The organism is Erwinia rhapontici (assembly GCF_012271765.1).
GTDB classification, from domain to species: Bacteria; Pseudomonadota; Gammaproteobacteria; order Enterobacterales; family Enterobacteriaceae; genus Erwinia; species Erwinia rhapontici.
Genome location: NZ_VRKO01000010.1, coordinates 120,033 through 143,192, shown reverse-complemented (window position 1 = coordinate 143,192; position 23,160 = coordinate 120,033). Strand labels below are relative to the sequence as shown.

Sequence of the window (23,160 nt, the reverse complement as noted above, 5' to 3'; positions counted from 1 at the left end):
CAAAAGGCTATCAGAACTTCATCGTCACGCTACCGCGCAGTGTCCTGCCTGGACCGGCCTGCGGTGAGATACTCATCGCCTCGACATAATAACGGTCGGTCAGGTTATCAACGGTCAAATCAAACGTCGTATTCCTGTTCAGCTTATAACTGGCGTACAGGTCAACCAGCGCATACGGACGCCAGCGAGAAGGCTGAATTGAGCCGACACCCAGTGACTGTGTGGTTTTCTCACTGCCATCACCAATTCCCTCGGTGTAGCGGCTGCCGATCCAGTTAACACGTGAACCCACGGTCAGCTTGTCATCGAGGAAACGGCTTCCCAGATTCACCGTCACCGTATCTTTCGGCGGTACCTGTTGAAGCGCGAAGCTGTTGTAAATCCCCCCGGCTGCACACTCGGTATATTCAGGATTAATACTGCCCGGTACCGCGCAGAACATCACATGGGTATAGTGGTTCCAGCCCACACTGCCGAACACTTTGCCGGTGTCATACTCAGCGGAAACTTCAAAACCGCGCATCTCGGCTGACTTCAGGTTAATGCGTCCCAGCGCATACCAGGTGAACCACGGCGTCTCCATAGGGACATTGGAACGGGTAATGTAATTATCAACCTGGTTATCAAAATACGCCGCATGCAGGCGCAGTTTGTCTTCTTTCATCAGTACGCCATCGCGCAGAATGTTAATTCCGGCCTCATAGCTGCGTGCCTGTTCCGGTTTCACGGCGTTATCCGCCACCGGCACGCCAAATGACGGGCTGGTCAGTGACTCAAAGATACTGGGGTTGCGCATGACATTGCTGTACTTCACATAAGGTTTCACACCTTCAAACGGCTCAACCGTTGCACTGATAATCCGTGACCAGCCTTTATCGGTACGCTCATACGGTGTTTCCAGGGTTGGCGCCTCATCCAGGGTTTTATAGTGCTGATAGCGCACATGGCCGTTCAGTGTCAGCCATTCCTGCGGTTTCCATTCCAGTGTGGTAAAGGCATTACTCTCGCGGCGATTACCCTCGCGCGGTTGTGGCATGACCACCGAAAGATCATCGACAAATGTAACACCCCTCGGTGTGCCAACGTCTTCACGTGTATAACCTCCGCCCAGCTCAACGCTGACATCCCCGACAGGCGTGGTGAACAGTGAGGTATTCGATGCGGTGGCACCCCAGCGATCCGCACCGACCAGCATAGCGGTAGAGGTCAGAGTGCCCAGCGTTTCATTGTAGCTGGTGGCATTAGCACGGTTATCCACCTGATTGTAAAACGTGTTCACTTTGAGGTTAATCAGATCGGTATCATCGGGCTGCCACTGATAACGCGCAGTCCAGGTATCTAGCGTGATATTACTCAGCCGTCCCTGATAGAAAGAGGGGGTGATAAAATACGTCGATCCCAGCTGATAGCCGTAGTCACTGATGTATTTTGAATATCCCAGTTCCAGCGTCTGGTTATTCACCATCTTCAGCTTGCCTTTCAGCAGCCAGGATTCGTTATCCAGCGAGGTATTCAGCACCTGCTCACCGCCACGGTAAGGTCCAATGCCGCCGTTGACTAAGGTGTTATTACCATAGAGATCCACTTTGGTCGTCACCCGGGGCTGGCCGCCACCGTGCTTACCCGCGTAGTAGTTACCGTTGTAGCGCCGGGCATAGGCAGCTACACCGTCAAAATAGTCGCTCGTCCCTGCCACCGCAATACTTCCGGAACCGCCCGTTGCCTCCAGTAACCCCGGACGCCGGGTGTCATTCTTATAATACATCTGGTCATAAGTCGGACTATCGCCAGCATAGCCGAACGATTTTTTCATGCCCGCACGGGTACCTTCCGCAGGAACATGACCACTGTTGCTGTTAAAGCCGCCCTTAATACGTACCCCCAGACTTTCGCCCGGCAGCAAAATATCCTGTACACCGATGGTACTGACGCGCACCACCCCACCGATGGCACCAGTGGCATCGGCACCCATGCTGGCACCCTTTTCAATCTCGACGGAACCAATAAAATCCGGGTCAATATAGGTACGTGAGTTCGATCCATTATATCCCTGATAAATGCTGGTCTCCTGGCTGGATCCATCGACAATAACCGGTGCTCGTCCCTGTCCCTGCATACCACGTATGTTCACATCCAGCGCCCCTGAGTTGCGGGCATCACCATTCAGCACACCGGGTACACCAGAGAGGAAGTCGCCTACCGAGGTGCCGCGAAAACGCTCCACCTGTTCGCCAGAGAGATACGCTCTGGAACCGGCACTTTCATAGGGTGCGTCCGCTGGCGTTCCACCTGCTTTAGCGGTCACGGTAATGGTGCCCAGCATCAGGGCATCATCGTCGGCATTGGATGCTGAAGCCGTATTCAGTGTGACCGTGTTGCCGCTGAAGTTTGCCTGTAGCCCACTGCCCTGCAACAACCGGTTCAACGCGGCGTCAGACGTGGTGGTGGTGGAGATACCCGGAGATGTCTTCCCGGCCGCCATTTCTGGTGGATAACTGATCTGCATACCGGACTGGCGGCCAAACGCGGCCAGCGCGCCGGACAGTGAACCGGCCGGGATGCTGAATGAAATTTGCTGTGCGGCTTCTGCGTGTGCACTGTGAGACAGCACCACCAGCGGCAACGAAAGTGAACCTAAAAGCGTTGCGCTTAACAGTCGGGTACCGACACGACGTGCAAGGCGAACTTCAACTGACGAAATCATAAATCCCCTCGGCAAAATATTGTTATTTTGTAAGCGGCCGATGATGCAGGTGACAGCCAGCACGCTCTGTCAGATACAACGAATGGGAATGACAATTTTTCTCATTAAGATGTTTTTTTTACAAAACTATTTTGGGGGAGAATGAAAACGTAGGGAGGAAGGTCTTTTTCGGTCAGATCGTGGCGATTACCGTCAGCCACGGACTCAGTTCATGCACTTTGCCACCACGAGGCTGCACCGCAGCCTGCAAGGCGCTCAAGGGGTCACTCAGATTATAGACACCGCTAATACGCTGATGACCAAGGCGGCTGCTGGCCATCACCACCTTGCCCGGCTGCCAGCGCGCAATGCGTGCGACCACTGATGATAATGTTTCGCCGTCCACCACCAGCGTACCGTCCTGCCAGGCACCGGCGGCATCAGCAGAATGATGACCATGTTCGATCAACTGGCTGTGCAGATCCAGGGTCAGCCAGTCACCGGCACCCAGCTGCGGACTGACCGGGTCACTGTTACCCGCGATAAGCACTTCAGCACTGCCGCGCCCGACGCTGACATTCAGCAGCGAACTCTCCTGGCTCAAATCGAAAGCACTGTCGAAAGTACTGACCTGCATATCACGCGCCACCGCGCGAAAAGTACGCATGTCGTCAGCGGCAACATCAATCCACGCCATCCCGGAGAGCAGCTCAATACGGCGTTCCTGCGGGGTAAAATGATAACGAACGGCACTGTCCGGTCCCAGCGCGATAGCGGTTCCGTCCTCCAGCCGCAGATGTTTCACTTCTGCGGTCGCCGTCACGTTGTCAGCACGAAGGTTAAGCAGCAGTTGGGGTCCCGCCACTGCCAACAGAGCCCCCGCAGCAGCAACTGCAGTTGCCCCCAGCAGAAAACGACGACGGGATAATCCCGGTCGGGAAGGAAGGGGCACAACGGTGGAGGGGGAAACATGCAGCAAATCGCCGGACAGGCTGTGAATATGCATCGCCTCGCGCCAGGCCGCTTCATGGGCAGGGCCACGCGCGCGCCAGACCTGAATCAGATCGCGCACCTGCGGGGTATCCTTGCCAGCCTGCAACATGATGATCAGGTCGAAGGCTTCTTCAAACAATTTATCGTCCTGCGACATGTTTCCAGTCATCTGAGCAAATCCGGTTCGCTAGCGCGTCGGCAAAAAGAGCATTCATACTGTAATGGATAAGAGATGCGTTTGCTTATTTTAGTTCATTGCTTATGCGCATCGTTCAATTTCACGCGCAGATGAAGGTAGGCGCGTTGAATCAGTTTCCAGCAGTGGGAAATAGAAATATCCAGCTCCTCTGCCACCTCGTTAATCGTCATCTCCCCTAAACGATACAGGCGGAAAGCCTGCTGAGTTTGTAACGGCAGCTCATGCAGCGCATCGTTCAGTATTTGCAGATCCTGACGCGCACCAAAGGTCCGTTCCGGCCCGGAGAGCGGGTCAGCAATGGCATAGAAGTCCTCTTCCGGCATCTCTTCTATGGTGACAATCTGCTGGCGGCGATAGAGGTCAACCGAGAGGTTACGTGCCACCCGGTGCAGCCACGCACGCGGGTTATCATCCTTTTGCGGTGCCGAACTGAGGATGCGCAGGAAAGTATCCTGGGTCAGATCGGCGGCCACATCAGGCCCGTGCCCGCGTTTCTGAAGAAACTGCTGGATCTCGTGCGCGTGCTTCTGGAAGAGCAATTTGAGGTTCAGCATAGCGCCACCCCGGGAGCCGTAAGTTTAAAGCGAGCACAAGCAACGTTAATGCACACCATAAAAAAGTACCCTGGAGAGGACCAGCACGCGGTTGCGCGGGTCGCTATTTGTTCGTTTTAGGTAAGAATATAGAAAAAAATATAAAAATGATAATGATTCTTATTAACATTAAAATTGGTGTGACATTTATGTTGTGTTTTTTACCACGGGGAACCAGGGGGAAATAAAAAGCCCCGCGAGAGCAGGGCTGAAAAGAATTAATGTTTACGGTGAATATTAACGCTGCCATCAGCATTTTTATGGATGATAAGCTCATCCAGCGAGGTGAGTACCATATCCACATCTTCCAGACGGGGTGCATCAACGGGCACGTTCACGGCAATCACATGGCAGCCTGCGCTCAGTCCGGAGAGAATGCCCGCTGCGGCATCTTCTACCACCACACACTCTTCCGGCTCCAGGTCCAGCAGCTGTGCACCCAGTAAATAGGCATCAGGTTCAGGTTTACCGCGCTCGACACGTTCTGCGGTAACAAACGCGGCAGGAGCTGGCAGCCCTGCCGCCGCATGACGGGCGCTGGCCACAGGCACAGAACCGGAGGTCACGATGGCCCAGGGGATGTCCATTTCATCAAGCTGCGCCAGCAACGCTAGCGCACCCGGCAACGCCACAATCCCGTCCGTGTCTTCGGCTTCCATTTTTTCCAGGGCGATAAACTCCTGCTGAATGGCGTCTGCTGACGCCCCGGCCATAAAATGGCGCAGTGAGGTAATAGCCTGCTTACCGTGGATGAAACCAAGCACTTCGTCCGGGTCAATCCCGTGGCGCTTACCCCAGTTTTTCCAGGCACGTTCAACGACCGTAAGTGAGTCGACTAACGTGCCATCCAGATCAAACAGAAAACCTTTACACTTCACTGCATCTTCCTTCTCAGGCGTTGATAACTTGCGCGATCTCATTCGCACTCAGATGGTACTGTCGGGGACAATTGTGCCACACAGCCAGCATCCGTTGATACTTTTCCCACATCGGCACCTGAGCATTAAACTCGTGGTTGCCCGCGGAAAAATGACCGTAACGCCCTTCCACATTCACCAGAAAGCGCACGTAGCCGAGGTAACGCCCTTCTGTGGCGGCATCAAAACCCAGGAATACCAGGCGACGCGCTTCAACCCCCTGAGGCTCTTTCAGATTAGTCCAGGAAACATGCAGCGCGTGATACATCTCCATCATCGCGACTAGCGTGCGGCATTCCGCTTCCGGCAGCTGGCTGAATTCATTATCCAGCTCGCGCAGTTGCAGGCCGTAACCGCGTTCGACAATAGTCTGATAGCGACGATGACGCGCCGCATTATCGGGATCGAGCATCGCCATTAACTGGTATTGATTGGAAAGAATTAAACGCTGTGCGTGGGTCATATCCATTTGGGGCTCCTCGGCCACGGGGGGCAATCTGAAAGTTGCACAAGGATCGCATAGCGAGGGGAAAGGCTTCTTTGACGCAAAGCGGGTTTACCTTCACTTCAGTGAGGAAAACCCGCCTGCATTTAGAGGTCATCAAGGAACGTTTTATCCAGCTGCTTGAACGCCCGTTTCAGAACATCAGCCAGTGACTGATACGTGGGCTTGCCTTCAACCGGGGTCATCGCCTGGCCGGCGGCTTGCAGTTTCTCACGCACATCGTGGAACCAGCCCAGCAAAGAAGGAGGCAACGGCGTGACCGAACGTCTTCCCAGCCACCACAGCCCCTGCATTGGCAGGCTACAGGCAAAGAGCGCGGTGGCCACGGCCGGGCCAAGTTGCCCGCCGAGGGCAATTTGCCAGGTCAGGCTGAAAACAGCGACGGGAGGCATAATGCGGATAGCAAACCGCGTGGCGCGCGTCACTCTGTTTTCTGGAAACATAGGTGCAAGGCGTTTATCGACAGGCCACGTCTTCATATAGTGCTGCCCATGCTGGAACAGCTTAAACCAACCGACACTGCCGGACTCATTCGCCATGTCTGACCTCAACTTCAGAGATAAATATTAAAAAAAAACTGTAACTCACCAACTTTACCTAACATGATTCAAAATATTTTGTCTTTGCGAGTGACCCTGGTTATCCTGTGCGCGATTTATTCCCATCATATCGGGTACGGGCAGTGGATAACGAGCAATCCGGGTCAACAATCGACCAACTTATAAAAATAACAGACAAGATTTAAAAAAATCTCGTAATATTTCCAAAAAATTTGCTTTCGGACAAAACTTTTCGAAAGCCTGACCTTCATCATTAATGTACCAGCTTTCATGCACTACGCTGATAGACTGTTGACTTTATTTTCGCCACTTTAAACAAATAGGACCTTCCATGTCGAGTAAGTTAGTACTGGTTCTGAACTGCGGTAGTTCTTCCCTGAAATTTGCCATCATCGATCCGGCAAACGGCGACGAATACCTGTCAGGTTTAGCTGAATGTTTCCACCTTCCGGAAGCCCGTATCAAATGGAAGCAGGATGGCGCTAAACAAGAAGCGGCTCTGGGTGCTGGTGCAGCTCACAGCGAAGCACTGAACTTCATGGTTAAAACTATTCTGGCACAAAAACCAGAACTGTCGGCACAAATCGCTGCAATCGGTCATCGCATCGTACATGGCGGCGAAAAGTTAACTCAATCTGTGGTTATCGATGCGTCTGTTATCCAGGGCATCAAAGATGCTTCTTCTTTTGCACCGCTGCATAACCCGGCGCACCTGATCGGTATTGATGAAGCACTGAAAAACTTCCCACACCTGTCAGATAAGAATGTGGCTGTTTTCGACACCGCTTTCCATCAGACAATGCCTGAAGAGTCTTATCTCTACGCCCTGCCGTACAAACTCTATAAAGAGCACGGTGTTCGTCGTTACGGCGCACACGGCACCAGTCACTACTATGTAACTCAGGAAGCGGCGAAAGTCCTGAACAAACCTGTTTCTGAACTGAACGTGATCACCTGCCACCTGGGCAACGGAGGCTCTGTTTCGGCTATCCGTAACGGCGAATGTGTGGACACCTCAATGGGTCTGACTCCGCTGGAAGGTCTGGTGATGGGCACCCGCAGTGGTGACATCGACCCGGCGATCATCTTCTTCCTGCACGACACGCTGGGCATGAGCGTGGATGCGATCAACAAACTGCTGACCAAAGAGTCTGGCCTGCTGGGTCTGACTGAAGTCACCAGCGACTGCCGTTATGTTGAAGACAACTACGCCACTAAAGAAGATGCCAAACGCGCGATGGATGTGTTCTGCCACCGTCTGGCGAAATACATCGGTTCTTACACTGCACTGATGGACGGCCGCCTGGATGCGGTTATCTTTACCGGCGGGATCGGCGAAAATGCAGCGATGGTTCGTGAATTGTCACTGGGCAAGCTGGCGCTGCTGGGCTTCGAGGTTGACCACGAGCGCAACCTGGCCGCACGCTTCGGCAAATCAGGCTTTATCAACAAAGAAGGCACGCGTGCAGCGATTGTCATCCCAACCAACGAAGAGTTGGTGATCGCGCAGGACGCCAGCCGCCTGACGGCATAATCTCGCAACGAGCCGTCAGCCCAGGCTGACGGCGTTGTTTTAGACACCATTTTATATAGCTACATATTTCGCGTTACAGGAAGGCGGCAACTGAGTGAATCCTCAGGAGCTTACTCAAGTAATTGACTGGGGTGAGCGAAGGCAGCCAACACACCTGTAGCGTGAAAAATGACGCTATAGGAGAGAATCTATCGTGTCCCGTACTATCATGCTCATCCCTACCGGTACCAGTGTCGGTCTGACCAGCGTCAGCCTGGGCGTTATCCGTGCTATGGAACGTAAAGGCGTGCGTCTCAGCGTCTTTAAACCGATCGCCCAGCCACGTGCAGGCGGCGACAGCCCAGACCAGACCACCACCATCATCCGCAAAAACTCCAGCATTCCTGCCGCTGAACCGCTGGCAATGAGCCGCGTTGAATCTCTGCTGGGCTCTAACCAGCAAGATGTGTTGATGGAAGAGATCATTGCGCGCTATCACGAAAACACCAAAGATGCCGAAGTGGTGCTGGTAGAAGGCCTGGTGCCAACGCGTAAACATCAGTTCGCCAATGCGCTGAACTATGAAATCGCCAAAACACTGAATGCTGAAATCGTCTTCGTGATGTCACTGGGTAATGACTCAGCGGCCCAGCTGAAAGAGCGCATCGAACTGACGCAGAGCAGCTTCGGTGGCAGCAAAAACAAAAGCATTACCGGCGTTATCATCAACAAGTTGAATGCCCCGGTTGACGAACAGGGTCGTACGCGCCCGGACCTGTCTGAGATCTTTGACGACTCAAACAAAGCCAGCGTGGCCAATATCGATCCTAAGCAGCTGTTCGCTAACAGCCCGCTGCCCGTGCTGGGCTGCGTGCCGTGGAGCTTCGAGCTGATTGCCACCCGCGCTATCGATATGTGCCGTCACCTGAATGCACGTGTGATCAACGAGGGCGACATCGCCACTCGCCGCGTGAAATCCGTGACCTTCTGCGCCCGCAGCCTGCCACACATGCTGGAACACTTCCGTCCGGGTTCACTGCTGGTGACCTCTGCTGACCGTCCTGACGTGCTGGTTGCCGCCTGCCTGGCCGCGATGAACGGCGTGGAAATTGGTGCCATTCTGTTGACCGGCGGTTACGCCATCGACGCGCCGATTCAGAAACTGTGTGAGCGAGCTTTCCAGACTGGCCTGCCCGTCTTTATGGTCGACACCAATACCTGGCAGACCTCTCTCAGCCTGCAGAGCTTCAACCTGGAAGTCCCAAGCGACGATACCCAGCGTATTGAACGCGTGCAGGAATATGTGGCCAGCCACATCGATGCCGACTGGATCGAATCGCTGACCGCTGAATCTGAGCGCAGCCGTCGTCTGTCTCCACCTGCCTTCCGCTACCAGCTCACCGAACTGGCACGCAAAGCGCATAAACGTATCGTCCTGCCAGAAGGCGACGAACCACGTACTGTTAAAGCCGCAGCCATCTGTGCTGAGCGCGGCATCGCCACCTGTATCCTGCTGGGTAACCCGGAAGAGATCCAGCGCGTAGCGGCCGCTCAGGGCGTTGAACTGGGCAAAGGTATTGAGATTGTTGACCCGGTCGTTGCACGCGAAAACTACGTTGCCCGTCTGGTTGAGTTGCGTAAGAGCAAAGGCATGACCGAAGTGGTAGCGCAGGAGCAGCTGGAAGACAACGTGATGCTCGGCACCATGATGCTGGAGCGCGGTGAAGTTGACGGACTGGTTTCCGGTGCTGTTCACACCACCGCGAACACCATTCGTCCGCCATTACAGCTGATCAAAACCGCACCGAACAGTTCACTGGTTTCCTCCGTGTTCTTCATGCTGCTGCCTGAGCAGGTTCTGGTTTACGGTGACTGCGCGATCAACCCGGATCCCAACCCTGAGCAGCTGGCAGAGATCGCTATCCAGTCCGCCGACTCTGCACTGGCGTTTGGCATCGAGCCACGCGTGGCGATGATCTCCTACTCCACCGGAACCTCCGGTGCCGGTAGCGACGTTGAGAAAGTACGCGAAGCCACGCGCATCGCGCAGGAAAAACGTCCTGACCTGGTGATCGATGGTCCATTGCAGTATGACGCAGCGATCATGGCTGATGTTGCCAAATCAAAAGCGCCAAACTCACCGGTTGCAGGCCGTGCTACCGTGTTCATCTTCCCAGACCTGAACACCGGTAACACCACGTACAAAGCCGTACAGCGCTCTGCTGACCTGATCTCCATCGGGCCAATGCTGCAAGGGATGCGTAAGCCGGTCAACGACCTGTCACGCGGCGCGCTGGTAGACGATATCGTTTACACCATCGCCCTGACGGCGATTCAGTCTAAACARKYWKMAGGSTNNCRACSYKKCANKRAMAGKGTYANNCSTGYSTGNCCCSKWCKRATCTNNSKTACCNMYGTNSCSGGTCNNASRCRTGCCTGACCCCTACGAATCYAACGTACCCCGTGCGGGTCAGGCGTGCCTGACCCCTACRAATCYAACGTACCCCGTGCGGGTCAGGCATGCCTGACCCCTACGAATCYAACGTACCCCGTGCGGGTCAGGCGTGCCTGAMCCCTACGAATCCAACGTACCCCGTGCGGGTCAGGCKTGCCTGAMCCCTACGAATCYAACGTACCCCGTGYGGGTCAGGCGTGCCTGACCCCTACGAATCCAACGTACCCYGTRSGGGYCAGGCATGCCTGGCCCTTTTTTATTACTGGATCACCACATCAAGCGCACGCAGATGCTCAGGCTGCCACGAGAGTTTTACCTCACTGCCCGGCTGCCAGCGGCTGTCCATTTTGGCCGGCGACAGCTTGACCATAAAATTCCCCTGCCCCGCGACCTCAGTCAGCATGCGCACATGATCGCCCAGATAGATAAACTGCTGGATACGCGCGCTCACCTGCTGATCGCCCTGTTCCGGGGCATTGACGTTAATACGCTCCGGACGAATACTGAGCTGGATTTTTTTCCCCGGTGAGCTTGGCCGCACTTTCAGCGCATCCAGCTCATAACCATCGTCCAGCTTGACGCGATAGTAGTCGCCCTGTGCTGCGACCTGCGTGGCGAGCAGGCTGTTATTTTCACCAATAAACTGCGCCACAAAGGCATTGGCGGGCTGCTCGTAAAGCTGGCCAGGGCTGTCCATCTGCTGGATCATACCGTCGTTAAATACGGCAACCCGGTTAGACATGGTCATGGCTTCGCTTTGATCGTGCGTCACATAAACAATCGTCAGACCCAGCATCTCATGGAGCTGCTTAATTTCCAGCTGCATATGCTCACGCAGCTGTTTGTCCAGCGCCCCCAGCGGCTCATCCATCAGGATTAGCTTTGGCTCAAACACCAGCGCACGCGCCAGGGCCACCCTTTGCTGTTGTCCCCCCGACATCTGCGCCGGATAGCGATCGGCCAGTGGGGTGAGTTTGATCATATCCAGAATGCGTGCCACACGCTCTTTAATATCAACCTTGCTCATACGGCGGATCGACAGCGGAAACGCCAGGTTTTCCGCCACCGTCATATGCGGGAATAACGCATAATTCTGGAAAACCATGCCAATATCACGCTGGTGCGGCGGCAAGGTATGCAAGGGTTTATCACGCAGGAAAATCTCGCCATCGGTCGGAGTTTCGAACCCGGCCAGCATCATCAGGCTGGTCGTTTTTCCAGAACCAGACGGCCCTAACAGCGTTAAAAATTCCCCTTCCTGCACGTCAAGATTCAGATTACGAACCACCAGCTTTTCGCCGTCGTAGCTCTTTTTGATGTTCTTAAAACTTACCAGGGATCTCATAGTATTCTCTCGTCAAACGGGCAAAAAACGTCCCAGGCACGCTTTGTGCATAACTCACAAGAGGTGCATCTGTTGGGTGGCTCTTTTTTAGCTCTACCACAACAAATTTCACTTCGACAAGTAGAATCTGACAAAAAATCAAAAAAAAGCCTGAAGGCATTGCTTTCAGGCTGTTGTTTTCTATTGTTTTTTTAAAAACCACCAAAACACATCAACAAAAAACCAGCAGAATCAGGCAATCATCGCCCTATGCACCATGAAAGGGCAATTCGCCCGGCGTGATGCGCCGTGACAGACAGGCGAGGATCGGGGCAAATTTCTCCGCCATCTGTTGCTCGTCGACGCAGGCATATCCCAGCAGCAGCCCGCGTCGCGCGGTACCCAGCAGGTAGTAAGCCGACAGCGGACGCGTCAGTACACCGTTTTGCTCCAGCTCAGCGCTGAGTGCCACATCGTCGATGTTATCGGGCAGCGACAGAATCAGATGCAGCCCGGCATTGCTCTGCTGAGCGATAAATTTATCTCCCAGACTTTCGCGGATCACCCGCACCAGCTCAGCGCGACGTCGGCTGTACAGCTGGCGCATCTTGCGCACATGGGCTGCGTAATGCCCCTCGCGGATAAACTCCGCCAGCGTCAACTGCACCAGCCCGTTGCCGCCACGGTACAGCTCGGAATGGGCCATTTTCATCCGCGCCGCCAGCGGCTTGGGCACCACCATGTAGCTCAGGCGCAGGCCGGGATACAGGGTTTTGCTGAAGGTGCCGAGATAAATGACCGGCGCATCCGGCGCCAGCCCTTGCAGGGCGGGGATCGGGGAGTCGGTAAAGCGAAACTCACCGTCGTAGTCATCCTCCACCACCCAACTTCCGGCGTTTTTTGCCAGCGCCAGCAGCTGGTGCCGTCGTTGCAGGCTCATTACCGATCCCAGCGGATACTGGTGTGAGGGCGTCACACAAATCAGGCGCGGCGCACGCGCTTCACCGCTCAAATCAGGCAGCGTCATCCCCTCGTCATCCACCGCCGTTGGCAACAACTCAATGCCGTTCACGGCCAGGACGTTACGGATGCCCCAGTAACCCGGCTCCTCCACCCACGCCCGGTCCCCCGGATCGCACAGCATTTTTGCCAGCAAATCCAGCGACTGATGCGTCCCGGCCGTCACCAGAATCTGGTCTGGCGTGCAGTTCAGCGAACGGATCACCCGCAGATAGTCAGCCAGCGCCTGTTGCAGTTGCAGGCAACCGCCGTGGCCGGAATAACTCAGCGCCTCCACCGGCATGCGGCGGCTCAGACGCAGGTGGATCTTGCGCCAGATATCGTGCGGCATATGGCTGACGTCGGGCACACCGGGCATAAACGCCCCCCACTGATACGCTCCGGCCCCGCTGCGCGTCAGCAGACGCGATCCCCGACTGGAGAGGCGCACGAAATTAAACGGGCGCCCGGCACTGACCGGCACGCCTTCGGTTTCCGGCACGCTTTCCGGCAACGCATCGCTGACGAAGGTACCGCTGCCGGTACGGGTTTGCAGATACCCCTCTGATTGCAACTGCTCATACGCCGCCAGCACGGTATTCCGCGACACGGACAGATCTTTTGCCAGATCGCGCGTGGCCGGCAAACGACTGCCCGTGGCAATGGATCCATCCTGAATCGCGCACTGCAACACATCGTATAAACGCTTGCCCAGCGCGCCCTCAGGCGCCAGTGCCAGGCGATGCGCGAGCAGGTCACCGAGTAACGTTCGCAAAATTGGTTCCTTGAAATAAAAAAAACTGGCTCTGGTTTATAAAACCCCGAAAAGGCTACAAAGCAAGGAGAGCAGAGAGTATTCAAAATTCATAACGAGGTTACACCATGAGCAACAGTGAAATACAGCAGCGCCGTCTGAACGCCACCCCACGTGGAGTGGGGGTGATGTGTGATTTCTTCGCCACCAAAGCAGAGAACGCCACGCTGTGGGATCACCAGGGCCGTGAGTATATCGACTTCACCGCCGGGATTGCCGTGCTGAACACCGGCCACCGGCACCCAAAAGTGATGGCCGCCGTCAGCGCCCAGCTGGACTGTTTCACTCACACCGCGTACCAGGTTATACCCTACGAAAACTACATTGCTCTGGCCGAGCAGCTTAATGAACTTGTGCCTGTGACCGGGCCATGCAAAACCACCTTTTTCTCCAGCGGTGCTGAAGCGGTCGAAAATGCGGTGAAGATTGCCCGCGCCGCCACCGGACGCCCGGGGGTGATTGCTTTCAGCGGTGCTTTCCACGGCCGCACGCTGATGACCATGGGACTGACGGGTAAAGTCACCCCGTACAAAACCGGCTTTGGTCCCTTCCCTGGCTCCGTGTTCCATGCCCGCTACCCGAATGCCCTGCACGGCTTCAGCGTAGAGGACGCGATGGAAAGCCTGGAAACGCTGTTCAAATGCGATATCAGTCCGCAGCAGGTTGCCGCCATTATCTATGAACCGATTCAGGGTGAAGGCGGCTTTAACATCGCCCCGGCTGAATTTGTTACTGCACTGCGTGCGCTGTGCGACCAGCACGGCATTGTGATGATTGCCGACGAAATCCAGACGGGCTTTGCCCGTACAGGCAAACTGTTCGCCAGCGAATATTATCCTGACGCGCAGCCTGACCTGATGACCATGGCGAAAAGCCTGGGGGGAGGACTGCCCATTTCAGCGGTATCTGGACGCGCTGAACTGATGGACGCGCCTGAACCCGGCGGCCTTGGGGGCACCTATGCGGGTAACCCGCTGGCCGTTGCCGGTGCGCTGGCTGTGCTGGAAGTGATTAAAGAAGAAGATCTGTGCGCCCGCGCCCTGCGCCTTGGCGCGGAACTGGTGGAAACGCTGAATGCCAGTGGAAACCCGGCGCTGGTTGAAGTGCGCGCGCGCGGCTCAATGGTGGCCGCTGAATTTAATGACCCGGCCACCGGAAAACCTTCCGCGGCGATGGCCCGTGATATCCAGCAACGCGCGCTGGCGCAAGGATTAATCCTGCTGACCTGCGGCGTACACGGCAATGTCATTCGTTTCCTTTATCCCCTCACTATTCCTGACGCTCAATTCAAAACGGCACTTAGCCTGCTGACATCACTTTTACGCGGCTGACTGCATCATTCCGCCGGCCACCGGGATGTGGCACATAAAATGCTTATAACAACCTAATAGAAAATGAGGAATTTGGCATGGTAAAGACCTTAGCAGCACTGATTCTCGCCACACTGACACTTCAGGCTCAGGCGGAAAGCCTGACAGTGATCTCTTTCGGCGGCACCAATAAAGCAGCACAGGAAAAAGCGTTTTATAAACCCTTCACTGCCGCGGGCCTGGGATCGATTGAGGCGGGTGAGTTTAACGGCGAAATGGCTCGCATCCGTTCAATGGTTGAAACCGGCCAGATAGGCTGGGACGTGGTGGAACTGGAAACGCCGGAACTGCAACGTGGCTGTGAGGAAGGTCTGTTGGAAACGCTGGACTGGAACAAGCTGGGTAATAAAGCCGACTTTATCCCTGCCGCCGTGAGCGAGTGCGGGGCCGGGATCTTCGTCTGGTCTACGGTGCTGACCTATGACGCCAGCAAACTGAAAAAAGGGCCAGCAAGCTGGGCAGATTTCTGGAATGTGAAAGACTTCCCGGGTAAACGCGCCATGCGTAAGAGTGCCAAATACACGCTGGAAATTGCATTGATGGCAGACGGTGTGAAGCGTGAAGACATCTATAACGTGCTGGCGACACCAGCCGGGGTGGAACGCGCCTTCAAAAAACTGGATCAGTTGAAGCCCAATATTCAGTGGTGGGAATCAGGCGCACAGCCGCTGCAATGGCTGGTGTCCGGCGACGTGGTGATGAGCTCCGCCTACAACGGCCGCATTGGTGCCGCACAGGATGAAGGTCATGACTTCAAAATCGTCTGGGACAACGCGCTGTACGACCTCGACAACTGGGCGATTGTGAAAGGATCTAAACACAAAGCACTGGCGGAGAAGTTTATCGCTTTTGCCAACAAAGCCGAAAACCAGAAAGTGTTTGCTGAAAATATTCCTTACGGGCCGACCAATATCAACACCAGCAAGCTGCTTGATCCGGCACGCGTAAGCAAACTGCCCACCGCGCCAGATAACCTCGCCACCTCATTACAGGTAAGCAGTGATTTCTGGCTGGAGCACGGTGAAGATCTGGAACAGCGTTTTAACGCCTGGGCCGCGAAGTAACGGCTCTGCGGGCGGACCGAAACAGTAGGTCCGCTCCTGCGCGCTTGTCGGGGGGCGCCCCCTTTATCCGGTCGCCCTGTGAGTAAACGGCCCCGCCATGATGTCAGGAGACAGTAATGAGCAATCCCGTAATGGAATCCCCCATGCCATCAACACCGGACAGTACGTCATTAAGTCAGCGCCTGCGCAAGGTCGATGGTGTGAAAACCCGTCGTTCCCTGCTGCTGATTGCGCCGCTGCTGATCTTCGTCGTGGTCTGTTTCCTGTTTCCTATCGTCTCTATTCTGAGTAAAAGCGTTCAGAACCCTGAGATCCACGAAAACCTGCCGGAAACCTCAGCCGCGCTGGCCTCCTGGTCTGGCAGTGCGTTACCGGATGAGGCAGTGTACGCCACGCTGGGAAAAGAGTTGATCGCCGCCAGGGAGCGCGGACAGATTGCCATCGTTGCCAAGCGTCTGAGTTATGAAAACACCTCGTTTCGCCGCCTGATCACCACCACGCCACGGCTTGTCCCCGCCTCGGGTGAAGGCGTAAAAGCGGCGCTGATTTCCGGACAACCGGCCTGGGGAGAATTGAGTACCTGGCAAACGCTGAAACGCGTATCCGGCCCGGTCACCAGCTACTATCTGCTGTCCGTGTTCGACCGTAAGGTCGATGCAGCCAGCGGTGATATTCAGGCACTGCCTGCTGACCAGGCACTGTATGTCAATGTGCTGCTGCGCACCCTGTGGATGGCCACGGTGGTGACACTGCTGTGCGTCGGTATTGGTTATCCGCTGGCATACTGGCTGGCGAAACAACCTGCCAACCGCGCTAATCTGCTGATGATCCTGGTACTGCTGCCGTTCTGGACGTCACTCATTGTCCGCACCGCCAGCTGGATTGTGCTGTTGCAGTCCGGCGGGCTGATTAACCGCGCCCTGATGGGTATGGGCGTTATCGACTCCCCACTGACGCTGGTGTTTAACCGTATCGGGGTGTTTATTTCGATGACCCATATCCTGCTGCCGTTTATTGTTCTGCCGCTGTATGCGGTGATGAAAGGCATCTCACCGAGCTATGTACGCGCGGCTGTCTCACTGGGCGCCCATCCTTTCCTCGCCTTCTGGCGCGTTTATGTCCCACAAACCTATGCCGGGGTTGCCGCAGGAGCATTGCTGGTATTTATGATGGCGATTGGTTACTACGTTACCCCTGCCCTGCTGGGCGGGCCGAACGACCAGATGGTGAGTTACTTTGTCGCCTTCTTTACCAACACCACCATGAACTGGGGAATGGCCGCTGCGCTCGGCAGCCAGTTGCTGGTGATCGTCCTGCTGCTGTATATCGTCTATATCCGTGTCACACGTACCTCTGCCGAAGCGGCAGCTCACTAAGGAGATGATGATGAGACAACAGGGAACCCTGATCCTGCGCCTGTGGAAAGGCCTGTTTAACTTCTATGCGGCGGCGGTGCTGCTCTTTCTTATCGTCCCGGTACTGGTCATTGTGCCGCTGTCATTTAACAGCAGCTCGTTTCTCAGCTATCCGCTCAGCGGTTTTTCGCTGCGCTGGTATGACACATTCTTTCATTCGCAAGAGTGGCTGGGTGCGCTGGGTAACAGCCTGCTGATTGCCCCGCTGGCCACGCTGCTGGCCACCGTACTGGGCGTGCTGGCCTCAATGGGCCTGGTGCGCGGTGAGTTTCGCGGGAAAGGCATCGTGATGGCGATTATCATTTCGCCGATGGTGGCGCCGGTGGTGATTATTGCCGTTGGCATGTTCTTTTTCTTTGCCAAACTGTCGCTGCTTAACAGCTATCTCGGTCTGGTGCTGGCCCATGCGCTGCTTGGCGTGCCGTTTGTCGTGATCACCGTGGTCGCCGTGCTGAAAAGTTACGATACGACGCTGTCCCGCGCTGCCGCCAGTCTGGGTGCCTCCCCCCTGCTGACGTTCCGCAAGGTGACGCTGCCCCTGATCGCTCCAGGCGTCTTCTCCGGCGCACTGTTTGCCTTTGCCGCATCGTTTGATGAAGTGGTAGTCACGCTGTTTTTGGCCAGCCCAACCCAGCGCACACTGCCGATCCAGATGTTTGCCGGGATCCGTGAAAACCTGGATCCGACGATCGCCGCGGCGGCCAGCCTGATGATTGGTGCATCGCTGATTCTGCTGATCGTGATGGAAATATTGCGTCGACGTGGCGAGAAGATGCGCCAGTCCAGCCCGGCACATTAATCACTGTTATCACAGGAATATGAGTGGCGCAGGACTACTGCGCCACAGGGAGGGTTAGTCGTAGCGGCCTGATTCGTTATTACGCGTCAACCACAACGACAAGGCTTTCAGCGAGTCAGCGGTAAACTCATCGCAGCGGGCAGTGATCTCTTCCGGCGTCATCCAGAAAATCTCATCCACTTCTTCTTCCTGCATGGCAAACGGGCCGTGAGACACACAGCTGAACAATCCGCCCCATACGCGACAGTGTTCATCTTCATAGTAGAACTGGCCATGTTCGGCAAACGGCACCGCGGCAATGCCCAGCTCTTCTTCGGCTTCACGTCGCGCCGAGCCCAGCATCTCTTCACCGGTCTGCACTACGCCCCCGGCGGTCGCATCCAGCATCCCCGGCATAAAGTCTTTCGTCTCGGTACGACGCTGCACCAGAATTTTGCCCATGCCATCGTGAACCACGATGTAGGTTGCGCGATGGCGCAAACACTGCGCACGCATCTGTACACGGCTGGATTGTGCAATGACCTCGTTATCTTCGTTAACGATATCCACCCACTCCGTGCCCTGATCTTGCTCCACCATCCGTAACCCTTTTTGTTCTGGCGCCTGGCGCACAGTTGAATCAAACGTTTTCGCACACGGTTGCGCGATCCGCCCTAAATTAATGTTTAACGCCGCACGACGCAATCATCAATTTGTGCTGATGCGCTATGCCGCTTTTGACGATTCGGATAACCACAGCTGTACAGACGCACGCTGCCACTGAAAATGCGCATAATCAGCGAGCCGCGGCGGTAACGCATCGCCGTGCAGCGCCAGGCGATTCAGCATGACCGCAAGGTCAGTATCCGCTATCGACCACTCGCCAAACAGGTTCTGCTGACCTTGCGGGAGCAGACGTTCCACGGCGCTAATCAGTTTTGCGGCCGCCTGCTGACCGGCCTCATCCAGCGGGGCAAACCGCGCTCCGGCAAACAACACTTCCGTCGGGCGCTGCTGACGGATGGGCATAAAGTCACTGCGCAACCAGGCCTGAATCTCACGAGCTTTAGCACGTTTTTCGATATCACGTGGATAAAGGCGCTCATAGTCCGGGGCCGGGAAACGGTCTTCCAGATACTCCGCAATCGCCGAGGATTCAGACAAATGGAAGTTGTCGACCTGCAACGTTGGCACCCGGCGCGTTAACGACACATCGCCATAAGCCTGCTGCTGATGCTCACCGCTGCCGAGATCGACGCGCTTCAGGGAAAAAGGAATGCCTTTTTCGCTCAGGGCAACATAGACCGACATCACATAAGGGCTGAAAAAGCTGGAATCTGACCACAACAGGATCGTGGGATAACGCATCAGGACGTCCTCTGACGTTCACGGATAGGAACATCCTGTTTACCGACTTTTCACGCCGATGGCAATCTCCGCAATGAGGGAGTTTACCATTTCAGAACAACCACCACAGCATCTGCACGTGCGCCCTGTCACACGCAATCCTGGTATCTTCACCTATGCTGAAAGCAGCATACTGTGTACTGGCGCATTCTGAAGGATAATCCGCATGCATATTCTGATTACCGGCGGGACGGGGCTGATTGGCCGCCCGTTAACGGCCCGATTACTTCAGGCAGGCCACCAAATCAGCGTGGTCACGCGTGATGTCGCCGCGGCACGCCGTACCCTGAGTGAAAAAATTAACCTGTGGTCGGGCCTGGACCAACAGCGTGATCTGAACGGCATTGATGCGGTCATCAACCTGGCGGGAGAGCCGATCGCGGCAAAACGCTGGAGCGAGCCGCAAAAGCAGCTGTTATGCGATAGTCGCTGGCAAATAACGATGCGCCTGGTTGAATTGATCAAGGCCAGCAGCGCCCCCCCTGCGGTGCTGATTTCCGGTTCCGCCACCGGTTTTTACGGCGACACTGGCGAACTGGTGGTGACCGAGGATGACCCCGGTCATGCGGAGTTTACGCATGACCTCTGTGCACGCTGGGAGCAGCTGGCGTTGAACGCACAAAGCGACCGCACCCGCGTGTGCCTGCTGCGTACGGGCGTCGTGCTGGCGGAGAAAGGCGGAGCGCTGGAAAAGATGAAGCTGCCGTTTAAGTTGGGGATTGGCGGGCCGCTGGGTAACGGTAAGCAGTACCTCCCGTGGATACATCTGGAAGACGCGGTAAACGGCATTCTCTGGCTGCTGGATCATCCCGAGCTGGACGGGCCGTTTAATCTGGTAGCGCCCTACGCGGTGCGCAACGAGCAGTTCGCTGCGGCACTGGGTGAAGTGATGCACCGTCCGGCATTTATGCGTACGCCCGCCACGGCCATTCGCCTGATGATGGGCGAGTCAGCGGTGCTGGTGTTGGGGGGACAGCATGTGCTGCCGCAACGGCTGGAAGCATCGGGTTTTCGTTTTCGCTGGTACGAGCTGGATAAAGCGCTGGCAGATGTGGTGTGAATGACGGGCGGATTTCTCTTGAATATAATATCCCCTTTCCGGGTCACTGATCGCCATATTTGATATCACCTTCCACATAACACGACGAGTAGCGGGTATCTGTAGCAAAATGATTTTCCACTGGACAGGCATGATTAAAGAAGTTGATTGCCTGTTCTTTGGTCGGTCTGAATTTTCTACAGGTATTCATCTCATCGATATTGGTGACGCCTTTAATGTCTGACCATTACCGATTGTGTTGATGGATTTATAGGTAAACACTTGATTTCTCAAAAGTAATCGATTACTTTTAATCGTCGTATTTTTTACACGCGTATTCCTGTGCATACCCGACACGCTGTTTTCCATGCACTGTCAGAGATCATTACCTTTTTATATTAACAATGCGGAATTAATTTTGAGCGATCACAATGCAGTCAACACCAGGAGTCCAGGCTTCGCCCTGCTGTCACTTGCCCTCGGGGGATTTGGTTTAGGAACCGGTGAATTTGTTATCATGGGACTTCTCCCTGATGTCGCCCATTCGCTGAATATCACTGAGCCTCAGGCCGGGAATGCCATTGCCAGCTATGCGTTGGGCGTGGTGGTAGGCGCACCGATTATTGCCGTGCTCACTGCGCGTATGAACAGAAAAATCCTGTTGATTGCTCTGATGTTTATTTTCTTTATCGGTAATCTTGCTACCGCACTGGCCGGTAACTACCCGACACTCGTCGCTGCCCGGTTTATCGCCGGGCTTCCTCATGGTGCTTACTTTGGTATTGCCTCACTCGTTGCGGCCTCACTGGTGCCTGCGGATAAACGCGGTAAAGCCATCAGTCTGGTGATGCTGGGCCTGACGGTCGCCACGCTGGCGGGTGTACCTCTTGCCGCATGGTTAGGGCAGTTTTTCTCCTGGCATATCGCTTTTGCTTTTGTCGGTGCAATAGGCTTGAGCACCTGCCTGATGATTACAATGTTAGTTCCTGCAACAGCAAACCGTTCCGATGCTCATCCGATGAAAGAACTCACGGCGCTGAAAAATTCGCAGGTGCTGATGACCCTGCTGACGGGCGCAGTGGGTTTTGGCGGCATGTTTGCCATATTCACCTATATTATCCCCACGCTAAAAAACCTCGCTGCATTGCAGGACAACCTCGTCCCCTGGGTCATGGCTGCCTTTGGATTGGGAATGATCGTCGGTAACCTTGTTGGCGGGCGTCTCGCCGATCACAACCCGCTTAAGGTCATTGGCGGCGCTCTGGTCTGGAATACCCTGATCATGGTCCTGTTCCCTTTCCTTGCAGGGCACGTGTTCACCGGCCTGTTGGCGACCTTCCTGGTCGGGACTTCATCGGTATTGCTTCCCTCGATTCAGATCCGCCTGATGGATGTGGCAAAAGAAGCACAAACGCTTGCGGCCGCAATGAATCACTCTGCGTTGAATATTGCCAACGCGATGGGGGCTTATCTGGGAGGGGTGGCGATTACGATGGGGTTTGGATGGATCTCAACGGCGTATGTCGGCATCGCTCTGGGTATCTCAGGCATACTGGTTTACCTGCTTACCGCGTCACATGCTTCACGATTAATTTTGTCAGCCGATAATCAGAGCTGACTTCAGCATGGGTCGATCGAAAAAGATGATCGACCCCTACGCGGCTCATCTCGTAATGGCTGACCTTCTTTTTCGCTCAGCCAGCAACGCCGATCTCCCCTCAACACGGGTCGATCGGAAAAGATGATTACCCCCTACTTCAATGCCCCGGACAAAAACTGTTGCAGGCGGGTACTCTTCGGATGATTAAAGACCTCTTCCGGTGGCCCTTCCTCTTCTATCTTGCCCTGATGCAGGAAGATCACATGGTTCGACACGTGGCGGGCAAATTCCATCTCATGGGTCACCACCACCATGGTTTTACCCTCCTCCGCCAGCTTCTGCATAATGCGCAGCACCTCCCCCACCAGCTCCGGGTCCAGCGCTGATGTCGGTTCATCAAACAGCAACACTTCAGGCTCCATCGCCAGCGCACGGGCGATAGACACGCGTTGCTGCTGACCACCTGACAAGTGTACCGGATACTTTGCCCGTGCACGCTCGTCAATCCCGACCTTGTCAAGGTAACGAATGGCACGTTCACGCGCTTCCGTTTTACTCAGGCCCAGCACCTGCACCGGCGCTTCCATTACATTCTCCAGCACCGTCATATGGCTCCACAGGTTAAAGTGCTGGAACACCATCGTCAGGCGGGTGCGCAGCATACGCAGCTGCTCTTTGTTGGAGACTTTCAGCTGGCCGTCGACATCACGTACCAGAGTGATATTTTGGTTATTCACCGAAATCGTGCCTTCACTCGGTTTTTCGAGGAAGTTAATGCAGCGCAGGAAGGTACTTTTCCCTGAGCCGGAGGAACCAATGATACTGATCACATCCCCGGCATTCGCCTGGAGTGAAACACCCTTTAGCACTTCATGTTCACCGTAACGTTTATGCAGCTCGGTGACGCTTAATTTATTATCAGCCATAGTGTT

19 protein-coding genes and 1 pseudogene are annotated in these 23,160 nt (G+C 55.2%); 8 read left to right on the top strand and 12 right to left on the bottom strand.

The window, feature by feature from the left end; translation table 11 throughout:
* Window positions 1-10: 10 nt before the first annotated feature.
* The 6 genes from FVB43_RS06075 to yfbV form a co-directional block, all read right to left on the bottom strand.
* A complete protein-coding gene (locus FVB43_RS06075) occupies window positions 11-2,704 on the bottom strand; it encodes a TonB-dependent receptor (protein ID WP_133841392.1) in 2,694 nt (897 codons plus the stop codon).
* 172 nt (window positions 2,705-2,876) lie between these two features.
* The gene (locus FVB43_RS06070; protein ID WP_159336282.1) at window positions 2,877-3,845 is read right to left on the bottom strand and encodes a FecR family protein; all 969 of its coding nucleotides are present in this window, start codon (window positions 3,843-3,845) and stop codon (window positions 2,877-2,879) included.
* An 83-nt stretch (window positions 3,846-3,928) separates the two neighbouring features.
* Window positions 3,929-4,429 carry an RNA polymerase sigma factor gene (locus tag FVB43_RS06065; protein ID WP_133841390.1) on the bottom strand — a complete coding sequence of 167 codons (501 nt, stop codon included), beginning with the start codon at window positions 4,427-4,429 and terminating at the stop codon, window positions 3,929-3,931.
* A 257-nt stretch (window positions 4,430-4,686) separates the two neighbouring features.
* Window positions 4,687-5,346 carry a sugar phosphatase gene (locus FVB43_RS06060; protein WP_133841389.1) on the bottom strand — a complete coding sequence of 220 codons (660 nt, stop codon included), beginning with the start codon at window positions 5,344-5,346 and terminating at the stop codon, window positions 4,687-4,689.
* 13 nt (window positions 5,347-5,359) lie between these two features.
* Window positions 5,360-5,854: a YfbU family protein gene (locus FVB43_RS06055; RefSeq protein WP_133841388.1), complete on the bottom strand. Its 495-nt coding sequence runs from the start codon at window positions 5,852-5,854 to the stop codon at window positions 5,360-5,362.
* Between the two features lie 122 nt (window positions 5,855-5,976).
* Window positions 5,977-6,429, bottom strand: a complete 453-nt coding sequence (gene yfbV / locus FVB43_RS06050; RefSeq protein WP_133841387.1) for a terminus macrodomain insulation protein YfbV — start codon at window positions 6,427-6,429, stop codon at window positions 5,977-5,979.
* Between the two features lie 352 nt (window positions 6,430-6,781).
* Here yfbV and ackA point away from each other — a divergent pair, with 352 nt between their 5' ends.
* Entirely contained in the window at window positions 6,782-7,984 is a 1,203-nt protein-coding gene (gene ackA / locus FVB43_RS06045) for an acetate kinase (RefSeq protein WP_133841386.1), read from the top strand.
* 193 nt (window positions 7,985-8,177) lie between these two features.
* Window positions 8,178-10,319: pseudogene (gene pta / locus FVB43_RS06040) on the top strand (phosphate acetyltransferase); the annotation flags it as partial.
* Window positions 10,320-10,677: 358 nt separating this feature from the next.
* On the opposite strand, the gene FVB43_RS06035 reads toward pta, so the two are convergent.
* From FVB43_RS06035 to pdxR, 3 genes are read right to left on the bottom strand one after another with little or no spacing between them, the layout of a single operon-like run.
* On the bottom strand, window positions 10,678-11,763 hold the full coding sequence (locus tag FVB43_RS06035) for an ABC transporter ATP-binding protein (protein WP_133841384.1): 1,086 nt from the start codon (window positions 11,761-11,763) through the stop codon (window positions 10,678-10,680).
* Window positions 11,741-11,965 (bottom strand): hypothetical protein, encoded by a 225-nt coding sequence (locus FVB43_RS06030; RefSeq protein ID WP_167863555.1) that lies wholly within the window; start codon window positions 11,963-11,965, stop codon window positions 11,741-11,743. The genes FVB43_RS06035 and FVB43_RS06030 overlap by 23 nt, the downstream gene beginning before the upstream one ends.
* A gap of 45 nt (window positions 11,966-12,010) precedes the next feature.
* The gene (pdxR, locus tag FVB43_RS06025) at window positions 12,011-13,516 is read right to left on the bottom strand and encodes a MocR-like pyridoxine biosynthesis transcription factor PdxR (RefSeq protein WP_133841383.1); all 1,506 of its coding nucleotides are present in this window, start codon (window positions 13,514-13,516) and stop codon (window positions 12,011-12,013) included.
* Between the two features lie 107 nt (window positions 13,517-13,623).
* Between pdxR and FVB43_RS06020 the strand changes: the two genes are divergently transcribed.
* The 4 genes from FVB43_RS06020 (at window position 13,624) to FVB43_RS06005 (ending at window position 18,203) form a co-directional block, all read left to right on the top strand.
* Entirely contained in the window at window positions 13,624-14,886 is a 1,263-nt protein-coding gene (locus tag FVB43_RS06020; protein WP_133841382.1) for a 4-aminobutyrate--2-oxoglutarate transaminase, read from the top strand.
* 77 nt (window positions 14,887-14,963) lie between these two features.
* A complete protein-coding gene (locus FVB43_RS06015) occupies window positions 14,964-15,989 on the top strand; it encodes an ABC transporter substrate-binding protein (protein ID WP_133841381.1) in 1,026 nt (341 codons plus the stop codon).
* A gap of 116 nt (window positions 15,990-16,105) precedes the next feature.
* Window positions 16,106-17,365: an ABC transporter permease gene (locus tag FVB43_RS06010; protein ID WP_167863592.1), complete on the top strand. Its 1,260-nt coding sequence runs from the start codon at window positions 16,106-16,108 to the stop codon at window positions 17,363-17,365.
* Window positions 17,366-17,375: 10 nt separating this feature from the next.
* The gene (locus FVB43_RS06005; protein ID WP_133841379.1) at window positions 17,376-18,203 is read left to right on the top strand and encodes an ABC transporter permease; all 828 of its coding nucleotides are present in this window, start codon (window positions 17,376-17,378) and stop codon (window positions 18,201-18,203) included.
* Window positions 18,204-18,257: 54 nt separating this feature from the next.
* Here the strand turns inward: FVB43_RS06005 and yfcD are convergent, their stop codons facing one another.
* Window positions 18,258-18,782, bottom strand: coding sequence for an NUDIX hydrolase YfcD (yfcD, locus tag FVB43_RS06000; protein WP_133841378.1), 525 nt, complete (start codon window positions 18,780-18,782; stop codon window positions 18,258-18,260).
* A gap of 126 nt (window positions 18,783-18,908) precedes the next feature.
* Window positions 18,909-19,550, bottom strand: a complete 642-nt coding sequence (yfcF, locus tag FVB43_RS05995; protein WP_167863591.1) for a glutathione transferase — start codon at window positions 19,548-19,550, stop codon at window positions 18,909-18,911.
* 205 nt (window positions 19,551-19,755) lie between these two features.
* On the opposite strand from yfcF, the gene FVB43_RS05990 reads away from it, so the two are divergent.
* Both FVB43_RS05990 and FVB43_RS05985 read left to right on the top strand, forming a co-directional pair.
* Window positions 19,756-20,649 carry a TIGR01777 family oxidoreductase gene (locus FVB43_RS05990; RefSeq protein WP_159336278.1) on the top strand — a complete coding sequence of 298 codons (894 nt, stop codon included), beginning with the start codon at window positions 19,756-19,758 and terminating at the stop codon, window positions 20,647-20,649.
* Window positions 20,650-20,995: 346 nt separating this feature from the next.
* Window positions 20,996-22,246, top strand: a complete 1,251-nt coding sequence (locus FVB43_RS05985; protein ID WP_167863590.1) for an MFS transporter — start codon at window positions 20,996-20,998, stop codon at window positions 22,244-22,246.
* Between the two features lie 134 nt (window positions 22,247-22,380).
* On the opposite strand, the gene hisP is transcribed toward FVB43_RS05985, so the two are convergent.
* Window positions 22,381-23,154, bottom strand: a complete 774-nt coding sequence (gene hisP, locus FVB43_RS05980) for a histidine ABC transporter ATP-binding protein HisP (RefSeq protein WP_133841374.1) — start codon at window positions 23,152-23,154, stop codon at window positions 22,381-22,383.
* Between the last annotated feature and the right edge of the window lie 6 nt (window positions 23,155-23,160).